The organism is Sphingomonas flavalba (assembly GCF_047553045.1).
Classification (GTDB): domain Bacteria; phylum Pseudomonadota; class Alphaproteobacteria; order Sphingomonadales; family Sphingomonadaceae; genus Sphingomonas_L; species Sphingomonas_L flavalba_A.
Map to the genome: position 1 here is coordinate 1,579,630 of NZ_CP180208.1, position 14,703 is coordinate 1,594,332.

At 69.2% G+C, this 14,703-nt stretch carries 14 protein-coding genes; 8 read left to right on the forward strand and 6 right to left on the reverse strand.

Annotated elements, in window-relative coordinates; translation table 11 throughout:
* The first annotated feature begins 12 nt into the window (after positions 1-12).
* Genes rsmI through ACMT1E_RS07655 form a run of 4 tightly spaced genes read left to right on the forward strand, consistent with a single transcriptional unit; the run spans position 13 to position 2,808 of the window.
* Positions 13-852: a 16S rRNA (cytidine(1402)-2'-O)-methyltransferase gene (gene rsmI / locus ACMT1E_RS07640; RefSeq protein ID WP_414903190.1), complete on the forward strand. Its 840-nt coding sequence runs from the start codon at positions 13-15 to the stop codon at positions 850-852.
* A complete protein-coding gene (locus ACMT1E_RS07645) occupies positions 849-1,208 on the forward strand; it encodes a YraN family protein (protein WP_414903191.1) in 360 nt (119 codons plus the stop codon). The genes rsmI and ACMT1E_RS07645 overlap by 4 nt, the downstream gene beginning before the upstream one ends.
* A gap of 50 nt (positions 1,209-1,258) precedes the next feature.
* On the forward strand, positions 1,259-2,212 hold the full coding sequence (gene gshB, locus ACMT1E_RS07650; protein WP_414903193.1) for a glutathione synthase: 954 nt from the start codon (positions 1,259-1,261) through the stop codon (positions 2,210-2,212).
* On the forward strand, positions 2,209-2,808 hold the full coding sequence (locus tag ACMT1E_RS07655) for a DedA family protein (RefSeq protein WP_414903195.1): 600 nt from the start codon (positions 2,209-2,211) through the stop codon (positions 2,806-2,808). The genes gshB and ACMT1E_RS07655 overlap by 4 nt, the downstream gene beginning before the upstream one ends.
* A 45-nt stretch (positions 2,809-2,853) precedes the next feature.
* Here the strand turns inward: ACMT1E_RS07655 and ACMT1E_RS07660 are convergent, their stop codons facing one another.
* From ACMT1E_RS07660 to ACMT1E_RS07670, 3 genes are read right to left on the reverse strand one after another with little or no spacing between them, the layout of a single operon-like run.
* On the reverse strand, positions 2,854-3,735 hold the full coding sequence (locus ACMT1E_RS07660; RefSeq protein ID WP_414903326.1) for a tyrosine recombinase XerC: 882 nt from the start codon (positions 3,733-3,735) through the stop codon (positions 2,854-2,856).
* A 53-nt stretch (positions 3,736-3,788) separates the two neighbouring features.
* Positions 3,789-4,229 (reverse strand): DNA polymerase III subunit chi, encoded by a 441-nt coding sequence (locus ACMT1E_RS07665; RefSeq protein ID WP_414903197.1) that lies wholly within the window; start codon positions 4,227-4,229, stop codon positions 3,789-3,791.
* A 7-nt stretch (positions 4,230-4,236) separates the two neighbouring features.
* Entirely contained in the window at positions 4,237-5,703 is a 1,467-nt protein-coding gene (locus ACMT1E_RS07670; protein ID WP_414903199.1) for a leucyl aminopeptidase, read from the reverse strand.
* A gap of 178 nt (positions 5,704-5,881) precedes the next feature.
* On the opposite strand from ACMT1E_RS07670, the gene ACMT1E_RS07675 reads away from it, so the two are divergent.
* The 4 genes from ACMT1E_RS07675 to rsmA all read left to right on the forward strand — a co-directional run bounded on the left by ACMT1E_RS07675 (position 5,882) and on the right by rsmA (position 11,385).
* Positions 5,882-8,125: an LPS-assembly protein LptD gene (locus tag ACMT1E_RS07675; RefSeq protein WP_414903327.1), complete on the forward strand. Its 2,244-nt coding sequence runs from the start codon at positions 5,882-5,884 to the stop codon at positions 8,123-8,125.
* A gap of 98 nt (positions 8,126-8,223) precedes the next feature.
* Positions 8,224-9,552 (forward strand): peptidylprolyl isomerase, encoded by a 1,329-nt coding sequence (locus ACMT1E_RS07680; protein ID WP_414903200.1) that lies wholly within the window; start codon positions 8,224-8,226, stop codon positions 9,550-9,552.
* Positions 9,553-9,562: 10 nt separating this feature from the next.
* A complete protein-coding gene (gene pdxA / locus ACMT1E_RS07685; protein WP_414903202.1) occupies positions 9,563-10,561 on the forward strand; it encodes a 4-hydroxythreonine-4-phosphate dehydrogenase PdxA in 999 nt (332 codons plus the stop codon).
* Positions 10,558-11,385, forward strand: coding sequence for a 16S rRNA (adenine(1518)-N(6)/adenine(1519)-N(6))-dimethyltransferase RsmA (gene rsmA, locus ACMT1E_RS07690; protein WP_414903204.1), 828 nt, complete (start codon positions 10,558-10,560; stop codon positions 11,383-11,385). Before pdxA ends, rsmA begins: the two co-directional genes overlap by 4 nt.
* Positions 11,386-11,414: 29 nt before the next feature.
* Here the strand turns inward: rsmA and ACMT1E_RS07695 are convergent, their stop codons facing one another.
* From ACMT1E_RS07695 to guaB, 3 genes are read right to left on the reverse strand one after another with little or no spacing between them, the layout of a single operon-like run.
* On the reverse strand, positions 11,415-11,942 hold the full coding sequence (locus ACMT1E_RS07695) for a tetratricopeptide repeat protein (protein WP_414903206.1): 528 nt from the start codon (positions 11,940-11,942) through the stop codon (positions 11,415-11,417).
* A gap of 32 nt (positions 11,943-11,974) precedes the next feature.
* The gene (locus ACMT1E_RS07700) at positions 11,975-13,147 is read right to left on the reverse strand and encodes an RsmB/NOP family class I SAM-dependent RNA methyltransferase (RefSeq protein ID WP_414903208.1); all 1,173 of its coding nucleotides are present in this window, start codon (positions 13,145-13,147) and stop codon (positions 11,975-11,977) included.
* A 12-nt stretch (positions 13,148-13,159) separates the two neighbouring features.
* Positions 13,160-14,617, reverse strand: a complete 1,458-nt coding sequence (guaB, locus tag ACMT1E_RS07705; RefSeq protein ID WP_414903210.1) for an IMP dehydrogenase — start codon at positions 14,615-14,617, stop codon at positions 13,160-13,162.
* Positions 14,618-14,703: the final 86 nt, after the last annotated feature.

The following is a 14,703-nucleotide window of genomic DNA, read 5'->3' on the forward strand; positions in this document are numbered from 1 at the left end:
GACGATTCCCTTATGAACGAAACTCTGGAACCCGGCCTCTACATCGTCGCCACGCCGATCGGCAACTTGTCCGATCTGTCTCCGCGCGCCGGACAGGTGCTGGCGGCAGCCGACCTGATTGCGGTGGAGGACAGCCGGGTAACGGCCAAGCTGCTTCACCATCTGGGCGTCAAGCGGCCGATGCTGCCCTATCATGACCACAACGCCGACCGGATGCGGCCGGAACTGATCGCCCGGATGGCGACGCAGGCGGTGGCGCTGGTCTCCGACGCGGGCACGCCGCTGATTTCCGACCCCGGTTTCAAGCTGGTGCGCGACGCGCGGGCAGCGGGGGTGCCGGTGACCACCCTGCCCGGCCCGTGCGCGGCGGTGGCGGCGCTGACCCTGGCCGGGCTGCCGACCGACCGGTTCCTGTTTCTGGGCTTTCTGCCCGCCAAGGCGGCGGCGCGGGCGCAGGCGATTGCGGAGGTCGCGGCGGTCCGCGCGACGCTGGTGCTGTACGAATCGGGGCCGCGGCTGGGCGACTGCCTTGCCGCGCTGGCCGCCGGACTGGGCGAGCGCGAGGCGGCGGTGGCGCGCGAGATCAGCAAGCGGTTCGAGGAATGCGTGACCGGCACGCTGGACGAACTGGCCGCGCGCTATACCGAGGCGCCGCCGAAGGGCGAGATCGTCGTCATCGTGGCGCCGCCGGGCGACGCGCCCGCCCCCGATGCCGACGCAATCGACGCGGCCCTGGCCGAGGCGCTGACCCGCCTGCCCCCGGCCAAGGCGGCGGGCGAAGTCGCGAAGGCGACCGGTGCCGACCGCAAGGCGCTCTATGCGCGGGCGATGGCGCTGAAAGGCGGCGGATGACGGCGCAGGCACGGCGGACGGCGGAGCGCCACGGCCGGCGCGGCGAGACGGTCGCGGCATGGTGGCTGCGCCTGCACGGCTGGCGGATCATCGACCGGCGGGTACGCACGGCGGTGGGCGAGATCGACCTGATCGCGCGGCGCGGCCGCACCATCGCCTTCGTCGAGGTCAAGCACCGGACGCGCGCGGCGGCGCTCGACCATGCGATCGACCGGCAACGGCTGAAGCGGGTGGCGGCAGCGGCGACATTGCTTGCCCCCCGCTATGCCGCAGACGCCGACACGATCCGCATCGACGTGATCCTTGTCGCGCCGGGTCGGCTGCCCCGCCACATCGCCAATGCCTGGCATGGGTGACAAGGCCGCCGCCAGCCCGTAGAGCGCGGGCGACAAGGAGTGCCCCGCCAATGTCCCTTACCGTCGCGGTCCAGATGGACCCGCTGGAGACGATCAAGATCGCCGGCGATTCGAGCTTTGCCCTGATGCTGTCGGCGCAGGCGCGCGGGCACCGGCTGTTTCATTACGCGGCGGAGGACCTGAGCTACGCCGACGGACGGGTGTGGACCAAGGCGCGGCCGGTGACGGTCAAGCGGGTGGCGGGCGACCATTTCACCGCCGGCGACCCGGTGACGCTCGACCTGGGCAGCGAGGCGGACGTGGTGCTGATGCGCCAGGACCCGCCGTTCGACCTCGGCTACATCACCGCGACCCACCTGCTGGAGCGGATTTCCGACCGGACTCTGGTGGTCAACGACCCCGCCTCCGTCCGCAACGCGCCGGAGAAGATTCTGGTGCTGGACTATGCGCGGTTCATGCCGCCGACACTGATTACCCGCAGCCTGGACGAGGCGCGGCGGTTTCTTGACGAGCATGGCGAGATCGTCGTCAAGCCGCTGCACGGCAACGGCGGCAAGGCGATCTTCAAGATCGGGCGCGGCGACGCCAACCTGTCGTCGCTGATCGAGGTGTTCAACACCGCCTACCGCGAGCCGCACATGCTGCAGGCCTTCATCCCCGACGTGGTGTCGGGCGACAAGCGGATCATCCTGGTCGACGGCGTCGTCGCCGGCGGCATCAACCGTATTCCGGGCGACGGCGAAATCCGGTCGAACCTGGCGGTCGGCGGGCGCGCGGCGGCGACGACGCTGACCGAGACCGAGCTGGAAATCTGCGCCGCGCTGGGGCCGGAGCTGAAGCGGCGGGGGCTGGTGTTCGTCGGCATCGATGTGATCGGCGGCAAGTGGCTGACCGAGATCAACGTCACCTCCCCCACCGGATTCGTCGGCATGGATGCGTTCAACGGCACCGATACCGGCGCGATGATCTGGGACGCGATCGAAGCGCGGCTGGCCGCGCGATGACCGACTGGGTGATCCGCCTGATCGAGGAGGCCGGCTATCTGGGCGTCGCGCTGCTGATGTTCCTGGAGACGGTGTTCCCGCCGATCCCGTCCGAAGTCATCATGTCGGTTGCCGGCGTCGGCGCGGCGCGCGGTTATATGAGCCTGTGGGGCGTGATCGTCAGCGGCACGATCGGCGCGATGGCCGGCAACTACGTCTGGTACGTGCTGGCGCGGGCGATCGGCATTGCCCGGTTCCGCCCGCTGATCGACCGGTTCGGCCGCTGGCTGACCATCGACTGGCGCGAGATCGAGCGCGGCGAGGCGCTGTTCGAACGTTTCGGCGCGCCGCTGATCCTGTTCGGACGGATGCTGCCGACGGTGCGGTCGCTGATCTCGATCCCCGCCGGGCTGCTTGGCATGAAGACGGCCCCTTTCCTGCTGTGGTCGACGATCGGGACCGCCGGCTGGACGGCGATGCTTGCGATTGCGGGCTATGTGCTCGGCAAGCGGTTCGCCGATATCGAGGCGGTGCTCGGCCCGCTGTCGAGCGCGGTGATCGTCGCGGTGCTGGCGGTGTATGTGTGGCGGGTGCTGTTCTGGCGGCCGGAACGGTGAGTTCGCGCGGGATGGACGGTTTGGGGTCAGCGTAAGCGCCGCCCCTCAGGCGCGGGGGTGGGCGTTGCGGTAGACGTCGAGCAGATGCGCGGCATCGACGGCGGTGTAGATCTGGGTCGAGCTGAGACTGGCATGGCCAAGCAGTTCCTGCAGGGCGCGCAGATCGGCGCCGCGGCCGAGCAGGTGGGTGGCGAAGCTGTGGCGGAGCGCGTGCGGGGTGGTGCGGTCGCCGAGGCCAAGCCCGGCCCGCGCCTTGCGGACGGCGCGGCGGACCAGCGCGGCCGATAGCGGGCCGCCACGGGCGCCCAGGAACAACGGCCCGTCCCGCTCGATCGGCCAGGGACAGGCGGCGACATAGGCCTCTATCGCTTCGCGCACCTGCGGCAGGATCGGCACGATCCGCGTCTTGTCCCGCTTGCCGGTCACCGCCATCGCTTCGCCGATCGGCAGCACCGCGCCGGTCAGCGCCATCGCTTCGCCGACGCGCAGACCGGCACCGTAGAGCAGCAGCAGCACCGCCCAGTCGCGGGTGCCGATCCACGGCTGGTGCGCTTCCTCCGCCACCGTGTCGGCCAGCGCCAGCGCCTCGTCCGGCGAAATCGGGCGCGGCACGCCGCGTTTGACCCTGGGACCTTTCAGCCGTGGTGCTTCGACGCCGACAAAGGCGAGGAAACCGCGCACCGCCGACAGTTCGCGCGCCGCCGAGGCATTGCCGATATTCTCGTTGCGTCGCCGGGCGAGGAAGGCGCGCAGGTCAGCGGCGCCGATCGTCCTGAGCAGCGCGACGTCGACCGCCTGACCGTGATGATCGGCGAGGAAGGCGAGCAGCCGTTCGGCGGTGGCGACATAGGCGCGCACCGTGTGCGGCGAGCGCCGCCGGTCGCGGCGGAGATGGTCGCCCCAGCGGACGGCAAGCGGATGCGGCAGGCTCACGCCGGCAAGTGTAGCCGCCTTTGCCGGCGACGTGAATCCCGCTTGTCCTAAGCGACCTGCGTCCAGCGGCCGGCGGGGTCCTGTTTCCAGTAGCGGCGTTCGATGCCTTCGCGGTCGGCGAGCGCGCGCCAGGCGGCGCGGGCGGCCTCTATCCCGTCTTCGTCGAAGAAGTGAAAGGCGCGGTCGAAACCGGTCGCTTCGTCGCGCCACTGGCCGTCGACGAGCGCGATGTTGCGGGCGGCGTTGAGCGGCACCGGCGCGTCGGCGATCAGCACCGGCTGGTCCGGCTCGCCGCCCTCCCCCGCCTGGGCATGGGGCAGGAAAGCGTCAGCGCGGTAGGCCCAGAGATCGCGGTCGAGCGCGCCGCGCTGCACCGGGTCGGCGCTGACCACCAGCAGCCGGCCGCCGCCCTCCAGCACGCGCTCTGCGATGCGGGGGAGGACGGCGCCGACCGGGCCGGCGGTCAGATGGTAGAAGTCGACCTGCACGCCGGTGCTATTTCTCGAAATTGTCGGCGACGAAGCGGTCGAGCAGGCGGACGCCGTAGCCGGTCGCGCCCTTGTCCCACACCGCGCCGGGCTTGTCGGCCCAGACCATACCGGCGATGTCGAGATGCGCCCAGCGGACGCCGTCATTGACGAAGCGCTGGAGGAACTGGGCGGCGGTGATCGAGCCGGCGTAGCGTGGACCGACATTCTTCATGTCGGCGATCTGCGAGTCGAGCAGCTTGTTGTAGGCGTCGCCGAGCGGGAAGCGCCACAGCGGGTCGCCGGACGCCCTGCCGGCGGCGAGCAACTGATCGGCCAGCGAATCGTCGTTGGCGAACAGGCCGCCATGTTCGTGGCCGAGCGCGATGATCATCGCCCCGGTCAGCGTCGCCAGGTCGACGATGGTGCGCGGCTTGTGCACCTTCTGCACCCAGGCGAGCGCGTCTGACAGGACCAGCCGGCCTTCGGCGTCGGTATTGATCACCTCGATCGTCTGCCCGGACATTGACGTCACGACGTCACCCGGCCGCTGGGCGTTGCCGCCGGGCATGTTCTCGACCAACCCGCAGACGCCGACGACGTGCGCCTTCGCCTTGCGCAGGGCGAGCGCCCTGATCGTTCCAACGACAGCGCCGGCGCCGCCCATGTCCCATTTCATGTCTTCCATACCGGCGGCGGGCTTGATCGAAATGCCGCCGGTGTCGAAGGTTACGCCCTTGCCGACCAGCGCGAGCGGCACGTCCTGCGCGCCACCGGTGCCGTCCCAGCGCAGCGCCAAAAGGCGCGGCGGCCGCGCCGACCCCTGCGCGACACCGAGCAGCGCGCCCATGCCGAGCTTGCGCATCGCCGGTTCGTCCAGCACCGTGACCTCTACCCCCAGATCCTTCAGCGGCAGGCAGCGTTCGACGAAGCTTTCCGGGTAGATGATGTTCGCCGGTTCCGTCACCAGCTCACGGGTGAAGCCGACGCCCTGGGCGACCGCGTCCGCCCGCGCCCAGGCCGCTTCGCTGCCATCCGGCGCGCCGACCAGGACGATTTCGACCAGTGTCGCCTTGTTCTTAGCCTGCTGACGGGTGCGATGGACGTCATACTGCCAGCCGCGCAGCACCGCGCCGGCGCCGAGCGCAGCCGCCGCCTCTGCCGAAACATCGCCCCCGGTCAGATCGACGACCAGCTTTTCCGCCCCCGATTTCAGCAGGCGGGCGGTAAGCGCCGCGCCGGCCCGTTCGTGATCGACCGGCGTACCGGCACCGACACCGGCGAGCAGCACGCGGCGCGGCGTACCGTCGACGCGCGCGAAGACTTCGGCGACCGTTCCGGCGTCTCCTTCAAAACGGGCACCGGCGATTGCCGCCGCCACCAGTTCCGCATCCTCCGCCGCCAGACCGGCCACCTGCACCTTGCCCCCGCCCGGAACGAGCAGAGCGAGAGCATCGGCACCGGCGGGGCGGGTGGAGGCAAAAGAGAGGTGCATTGGAGAAGCTTCCTTCATGAAATTCGCTATAGATCGTGCGGGCCAGTTGGCCCGATAACGCCCTATCTAGGCCGGGATAGCGGGAAAATGAACCGTCTGTACCAAGAGATTGCGGCATTTCCGTTCCGGTGCGATAGGGGCGCGCCGGTAACCGCCGCCAGGGCGCGAAAGGGTGAACGTGACGCGTAAATGGTCGATTCCGGCTGCCGCCCTGCCACTGGCCATCGGCCTTGCGCCGGCGGGTGCCGTTGCCCAGACTCCGCCCGGCGTGTCACCAGAAACCCCGGCGCCGGCCCCCACCCCCACCAGCGAGGCGGACGACAAGACCGTCGCGTTCAGCGCCGGACAGATCGAATACCAGAGCGACAGCGACGTCGTCACCGCGACCGGCGACGTGCGGATGAGCCGCGAGGGCAACAGGCTGCGCGCCGACATGGTGCGCTGGGATCGCAAAACCGGCGCGGTCGTCGCCGAGGGCAATGTTGCGATCACCAGCCCGGAAGGTGACACCGCCTTTGGCGACCATGTCGACCTGACCGACACGCTGAAGGACGGGGTGGTCGAGAATCTGCTGGTCGTGCTGCAGGACGGCGGCCGGCTGGTGGCGCAGCGCGGAACGCTGGTCAACAGCGTCAAGACGCTGGAGCACGCCGCCTACACCCCCTGCGCCGTCGTCGACGACAAGGGCTGCCCGAAGAACCCGACGTGGAAGGTGACGGCGGCCCGCGTCGTTTACGACCCGAATATCGGGCGGGCGACCTTCAAGGGCGCACGGATCGAGCTGTTCGGGCTACCGCTGATCCCGCTGCCCGGCCTGTCGACGCCGACCAGCGACCGGTCCGGCAGCGGCCTGCTGGTCCCCGACCTGCGCTACAGCCGGGTCAACGGCATCGAATACGCCCAGCCCTATTATTTCGCGATCGCGCCGAACCGCGACCTGACCGTCACGCCGCACATCTATTCGTCGGTGCTGCCGCTGATCGAGGCGCAATACCGGGCGTTGACCGGCACCGGCGCCTACCAGCTGCGCGGCATCGCCACCGCCAGCCGGGCGATGTCGGCGACGTTGCAGCCCGACCCGACCGCGTCGCGCGATTTCCGCGGCTATCTGGAAGGCAGCGGCCGGTTCCAGCTTGACCCGCACTGGAGCGTCAGCGGATCGTTCCGGGTCGCGACGGACCGCACCTTCCTGCGCCGTTACGATTTTTCGCGCGACGACCGGTTGCGCTCGACCCTGCGGCTGGAGCGGCTGGACGCGGACAGTTATTTCTCGCTTGCCGGCTGGGCAACGCAGACTTTGCGCATTTCCGACCCGCAGGGCCAGCAGCCGATCGCGCTGCCCGAAATCGATTATCGTCGGCGGATCACCGACCCGCTGCTTGGCGGCAAGGTGGAGCTGCAACTGAACAGCCTGGCGATCGGCCGCACCGCCGGGCAGGACACCCAGCGCGCCTTCGCCGGCCTGCGCTGGGACCTGCGGCGCTATACACCGCTGGGCCAGGAGGTGACCTTCACCGCCTATGCGCGCGCCGACGTCTACCACACCGACGAGACGCTGCTGACCGCGACCACATCCTACCGTGGCGAGGCCGGATGGCAGTCGCGCGGGATCGCGGCGCTGGCGGTCGACATCAAATGGCCGTTCGTCGGTGAGTTCATGGGTGGCACCCAGCAGATCACCCCGCGCATCCAGATCGTCGCCAGCCCGAACATCAGCAACCTGAATATCCCGAACGAGGATGCCCGCGCTTTCGATCTGGAGGACAGCAACCTGTTCGCGCTGAACCGCTTCCCCGGCTATGACCGGTTCGAGGACGGGCAGCGCATTACCTACGGGCTGGATTATGCCCTCAGCCTGCCCGACCTGAGCATCGACGCGAATATCGGCCAAAGCTATCGCCTGAACGACCGGCCGGCACTGTTCCCCGACGGCACCGGCCTGTCGCGGCGGACGTCGGACATCGTCGGCCGGGCAACGGTGCGGTTCCGCGATTTCGTGACCCTGACCGAGCGGTTCCGGCTGGACAAGGACAGCCTGGCGGTGCGCCGCAACGAGATCGACGCGACGATCGGGTCACGCAAAACCTATGCGATGATCGGTTACCTGCGGCTCAATCGCGATATCGACGACCGGATCGAGGATCTGCGCGACCGCGAGGAGATCCGGCTGGGCGGCCGGGTACAATTTGCCAAATACTGGTCGATCTTCGGTTCCGCCGTGGTCGACCTGACCGACAAACGCGAGGACCCGCTGTCGCTGGCCGACGGTTTTTCGCCGGTCCGGCACCGGCTCGGCATCGCCTATGAGGATGACTGCGTCGAGCTTGGCGTCACCTGGCGACGCGATTATGAAGACACTGGCGACGCCCGGCGCGGCAACAGTTTCCTGTTGCGTCTGGCGTTCAAGAATTTGGGCCGCTAAGCCTGTGTTCAGCCGTGTGGGCGCAGCCTTCCACCGCCGAACGTGAACCATAGGGATTGCATCGGATTTTGACCCCGACGACCAACAGGCGCTGGAATATGCGCGCCGCCCTCGCCGCTATGCCGCTGATGATCGCCGCCACCGCCGCCCTGGCGCAGACGGTTGGCGACGACGCCGGCCTGCCCCAGACCGGCCTTAACCTGCCGACGGATGTTTCGATCTTCGAAAAGGAAGATCCGGCGATCCGCAAACCGACCGCGATCATCAACGGCGAGATCATCACCCGTACCGACATCGATCAGCGGCTGGCCGTGGTCGTTGCCGCCAATGGCGGCCGGGTGCGGCCGGATGAGGTCGACCGCCTGCGCCTGCAGGTGCTGCGCAACATGATCGACGAGACGCTGCAAATCCAGGAGGCCAGGGCCAACGACATCGAGGTGACATCCAAGGAGGTCAACGACAGCTACGCCCGCGTGTCGCAGAACTTCAAGCGCACGCCGGAGCAGATGGATGAGTATCTGCGCTCGGTCGGCTCGTCTGCGGCATCGCTGAAGCGGCAGATCACCGGCGAACTGGCCTGGCAGCGCCTGCTGCGCCGCCGGGTCGAGCCGTTCGTCAACATCGGCGACGAAGAGGTTCAGGCGATCATGGACCGGCTGGAAGCGTCCAAGGGCACGTCCGAATTCCGGGTTGGCGAAATCTACATGGCGGCGGCCCCGGAGGCGCGCCAGCAGATCTTCCAGAATCAGGAGCAGATCATCGAGCAGATCCGCCAGGGCGGGTCTTTCGCTGCCTATGCCCGGCAGTATTCGCAGGCATCGACCGCCGCCGTCGGCGGCGACCTGGGCTGGGTGCGGGCCGAGCAGTTGCCGGAACCGCTGGCGTCGACCGTCCAGCAGTTGCAGATGGGGCAGATCGCCGGGCCGATCGAGGTGCCGGGCGGCTTTTCGATCCTTTACCTGATGGACCAGCGGCAGGTGCTGACCGCCGATCCGCGCGACGCGGTCCTCAGCCTGCGCCAGCTTTCGATCACCTTCCCCGCCGGCGTCAAACAGGCCGACGCCGATGCACGGGCCGCGAAATTCATCGAAGCGACACGCGACATCAAGGGCTGCGGCGCCGCTGGCACGATCGGCCAGGAAATCGGCGCGGAGGTGGTCGACAACGATCAGGTGCGGGTTCGCGACCTGCCGCAGCCGTTGCAGGAACCGCTGCTCAGGCTGTCGATCGGCGAGGCGACCGCACCGTTCGGATCGGTCAGCGACGGCGTCCGCATTCTGGTTCTGTGCGGCCGGGACGACCCGCAGGTCGCATCCGGCCCGTCGCGCGACCAGATCATGTCCCAGCTTGAGGAAGAACGGGTCAACCGTCGCGCCCAGCGCTATCTGCGCGATCTGCGCCGCGACGCGGTGGTGGATTATCGCTGACCGCGTGGCGATGCAGTCCTCCCTCGCGGTTGCGCTAGGCGATCCGGCCGGCATCGGCCCCGAAATTGTCGCCAAGGCGTGGGATTACGGGCATGATGGCACGCTGGCGCCGTTCTTCGCCGTCGGCGACGCGCGCGCGCTGCAGGCGGTATGGTCCGGCCCGGTCCAGCGGATCGCCGACCCGCGCGAAGCGGCCCGCGTCTATCCCGAAGCCCTGCCGCTGATTTCCGTCGAGGATGCCGGTGAGATACGCCCCGGCCAGCCCGATCTGGAAGGCGCGCGCTGCTCGCTCGATTCGCTGGAACTGGCGGTCGGGCTGACCCGATCCGGCGCGGCAGCCGGGCTGGTCACCGCGCCGGTGTCCAAGGCGCAGCTCTACGCCGTCGGCTTCACCCACCCCGGCCAGACCGAATTCATCGCCGAGCGGTGCGGTATCGCCCGCGAGAATGCGGTGATGATGCTGGTCGGCCCCGGCCTGAAGGTTGTGCCGATCACCACCCATGTGCCGCTGGCGCGGGTGGCCGAGTTGCTGACCGTCGAGATGATCGTGTCCAGTGCGCTGACCACCGCGCGCGGTGTCCAGCGCAGTTTCGGTATCGAATCGCCGCGGCTGGCCTTTGCCGGTTTCAACCCCCATGCCGGCGAAAGCGGGGCGATCGGCCGCGAGGAAATCGACATCGTCGAACCGGCGCTGGCCATATTGCGCGCCGAAGGGCTGGATGTCAGCGGCCCGTTCGCCGCAGACACGCTGTTTCACCCGCGCGCCCGCGCCCTGTATGACGTGGCGATGTGCCTGTACCATGACCAGGCGCTGATCCCGTTGAAGACGCTGTATTTCGATGAAGGCGTCAACATGACGCTCGGCCTGCCGGTGGTACGGACCGCGCCGGACCACGGCACCGCCTTTGCCATTGCCGGGCAAAATCGCGCCGAGCCGGGCGCGATGATCGCGGCACTGAGACTGGCCGCCCAAGCGGCGTCGGCGCGCCACGAACGCGCCCAGGGGTGACCCTCGCCCTGCCGCCGCTGCGCGAGGTCATTGCCCGCCACGGCCTGCGCGCCAGCAAGGCGCTGGGCCAGAATTTCCTGCTCGACGGCCAGTTGCTCGACCGGATCGCGCGGGTGCCCGGCCCGCTGACCGACGAAGTGGTCTACGAAGTCGGCCCCGGCCCCGGCGGGCTGACCCGCGCGCTGATCCGCGCCGGAGCGGAGGTGACGGTGGTCGAGCGCGACCACCGCTGCCTGCCGGCACTGGCCGAGCTGGCCGACGCGGCGCCGGGGCGGCTGCATGTCCATGAGGGCGATGCGCTGGCGTTCGATGCCGCCGCCGCGATCGGCCGGGCGCCGCATATCGTTGCCAACCTGCCCTACAACGTCGGCACCGCCCTGCTCGTCGGCTGGCTGACCGGCGAGGCATGGCCGCCCTGGTGGAAAAGCCTGACCCTGATGTTCCAGAAGGAAGTGGCGGAGCGGATCGTCGCGGCGCCGGGGACCGACGCTTATGGCCGGCTGTCGGTGCTCGCCCAGTGGCGCGGACAGGCAAAGCTGGCGATGACGGTGCACCGTTCCGCCTTCACCCCGCCGCCCAAGGTGATGTCGGCGGTCGTCCATATCGTGCCGGGGGAACAGCCGGCAGGGGTACGCTGCGCGACGATCGAGGCGCTGACCGCCGCCGCTTTCGGCCAGCGGCGCAAGATGCTGCGCCAGAGCCTGCGCGGGGTGCCGGGGGCGCTGGACGCGCTGACAGCATGCGGGATCGACGAGACGCGCCGCGCCGAAACGGTGTCGGTCGACGGCTTCGTGGCATTGGCGCAGACGCTGGAGCGCGGCTGAGGCTGTCACTTGGCGCGGGCGGGACGGCCCTAGTCCGGCTTCGGCGTCGGCTTTTCATCCGCCGGAGGCACTTTGACGTTGACCTGCGCGGACTGGACGACCGGCGGCGGGCCTTTGGCGATCACCGCGGCCAGCCGCGTCGCATCGGCGCATTCGCGTGCGCAAAGCTTGCGGATGCGGGCCAGATTCTCCTTCGCCTTGGTCACGGCGCCCTTTTGAACCATCGCGTCGCCCTGCCCGGCGAGGGCGGCGAGGTCGTTCGGCTCAAGATCGAGCGCCTCGCGGTACATGCGGATCGCCTTGCCCGGCAGGCCCTGCTGCCGGGCGACGGCGCCAAGCGCGATATAGGCCGGGCGGTTGCGCGGATCGACCGCCAGCGCGCTTTCATAGAAGCCGTTCGCTTCTGACAACTGGCCGGCGCCGCGCGCGGCGTCGCCCTTCTGAACCAGCGCGACCGAACGCGGATCGAGCTGATGATCGGCACGCTGGCTCTGGCCGGCACTGGACATGGTAAGCAAGGCCAGCGAAACGGCAAGGGCGGCAGGCGTGAAACGCATAACTATCTCCACGAACTTCGATCGTTCAGTCGTCATGTAGGACATCTCAGTCGCGCGACGAAGAAGCCGTCCGTCCCGTCTCGCGCCGGGTCCAGCACGCGGCCATGGCCGCGTGCCCGGCCGGCCGGGCCGAAAGGCTCCTCGGCCCGCCAGTCTGCGCATTGGCCCGCAAAACTGTCAACCTGCGCCGCCCCTTCCGCGTCAAGCAGCGAACAGACGGCGTAGACCAGCGCGCCGCCCGGCCGGACCAGCGGTGCCGCCACCTGCAGGATCGCCGCCTGCGCCGCGACCAGCCGGGCGAGCCGGTCCGGCGTCAGCCGCCAGCGCGCCTCCGGGTTGCGGCGCCAGGTGCCGGTGCCCGAACAGGGCGCGTCGACCAGCACGACATCGGCCGTACCGGCAAGGTCGGCGAGCGCCGCCGCTTCCCGCCCCGGATCGAGCAGACGCTGCTCGATCGCGGTAGCGCCGGCCCGCGCCGCACGCGGCGCCAGCCGCGACAGCCGGTCGCGATTGGTGTCGCAGGCGACAAGACGCCCCTGCCCGGCGATCGCCGCGGCGAGTGCCAGCGTCTTGCCGCCGGCACCGGCGCACAGGTCGACCACCGTCATCCCCGGCGCGGCGGCGCAGGCCTCGGCGATCAACTGGCTGCCCTCGTCCTGCACCTCGACAATGCCGTCGCGCCAGCGCGGATCGTCCTCGACCGCGAACGGCGCGGCGAAGCGCAGGCCGTTCGCGGCGTGGGGCGTCAGCACGGCGTCCGGCCACAAGGGGGCGACGGCGTCGCGCGTCGCCTTCAGCGTGTTGACGCGAAGGTCAAGCGGAGCGCGGCCGAGCAGCGCGGCGGTATCGTAGTCGGCAAGCTGCGGCGCCAGCCAGGCGGGTACCGGCGCGGCGGGTGCCGCCCCCTCCCCCGCTTCAACCGGCGCCGGGCCGTGCGGCGAGCCGTCGAACGCAGCGGCGAGCGCCGGATCGTCGGCGACAAGGCCGAGCATCGCCGCCCGGCCCGATTGCGGCCGGTCACCGCTGCGCCGGATCGCGGCGTAGACGAGATCGCGAACGGCGCGGCGATCCTTCGACCCGGCATAGCGCCTGGTCTTGAAGTAGCGGGAAATCAGCGTGTCGGCGGCGGCACCACCGTCACGCGCCGAGGCGATGATCGTGTCGAGAAGCTCGATCCCGGCCTGAACGCGGGCGGCGGGGGTCATGGGTGCGGCCGATCAGCTTGTCGGGTAATTCGGGGCTTCGCGGGTGATCGAGACATCATGGACATGGCTTTCCCGCAAACCGGCGTTGGTGATGCGGACGAACTTCGCGCGCTGCTGAAGGTCGGCGATGGTCTTCGCGCCGGTATAGCCCATGGCCGCCTTCACGCCGCCGACCAGTTGATGGATCACGTCGCGGGTCGGCCCCTTGTAAGGCACCTGCCCCTCGATCCCTTCGGGCACCAGCTTCATCTGGTCCTTGATGTCCTGCTGGAAATAGCGGTCGGCCGAGCCGCGCGCCATCGCGCCGACCGAGCCCATGCCGCGATAGGATTTATAGGCGCGGCCCTGATAGATGAAGGTTTCGCCCGGCGCTTCCTCCGTCCCGGCCAGCATCGAGCCAAGCATCACGCTCGACGCGCCGGCGGCCAGCGCCTTGGCGATGTCGCCGGACGAGCGGATGCCGCCGTCGGCGATGACCGGCACCCCGGATTTGCGCGCTTCCGCCGCCGACTCGACCACTGCCGACAGCTGCGGTACGCCAACACCGGCGACGACGCGCGTGGTGCAGATGGAGCCGGGCCCGATGCCGACCTTGATGCCGTCCGCCCCAGCGTCGATCAGCGCGCGCGTCGCCTCCGCCGTCGCGACATTGCCGGCGACGATCTGGACGGTGTTGGACAGGCGCTTGATCCGCTCGACCGCAGCCGAGACCAGCTTGGAATGGCCATGGGCGGTATCGACGACGATCAGGTCGCAGCCGGCGTCGATCAGCGCCTCCGTCCGTTCGAAGCCGGAATCGCCGACGGTGGTCGCGGCGGCAACGCGCAGCCGGCCGGACGCATCCTTGGTCGCGCTGGGATAGGTGACCGCCTTTTCGATATCCTTGACCGTAATCAGGCCGATGCAGCGATAGGCGTCGTCGACGACCAGCAGCTTCTCGATCCGCCGCTGGTGGAGCAGGCGGCGCGCCTCGTCATGGCTGGCATGAGCGGGGACAGTGGCGAGATTGTCGCGGGTCATCAGTTCCGACACCGGCTGGCGCGGATTTTCGGCGAAGCGGACGTCGCGGTTGGTGAGGATACCGACCAGCCGGCCGTCCTTTTCCACCACCGGGATGCCGGAAATCTGGTGATCGGTCATCAGCGTGCGGGCTTCGGCCAGCGTCTGCTGCGGGGCGATGGTGATCGGGTTGACGACCATGCCCGATTCGAAACGCTTGACCTGGCGGACGGCGGCCGCCTGCTGTTCGACCGACAGGTTACGGTGGAGAACGCCAAGGCCGCCGAGCTGGGCCATGACGATCGCCATGTCCGCTTCGGTCACCGTATCCATCGCCGAGGACAGCACCGGGATGTTCAACCCGATCTCGCGCGTCACCTGGGTGCGGGTGTCCGCTTGGCTTGGCAACACTTCCGATTCACCGGGCCGGAGGAGGACGTCGTCGAACGTAAGGCCCAGTTGAATATCCATCGGAGTGCGCGCTGCCCTTTAGTTATGTGTTGAGGCGCGCCATGTAACCATTGGCGGGGGCGCGCGCCAGCCCTCGATTCCGCTTG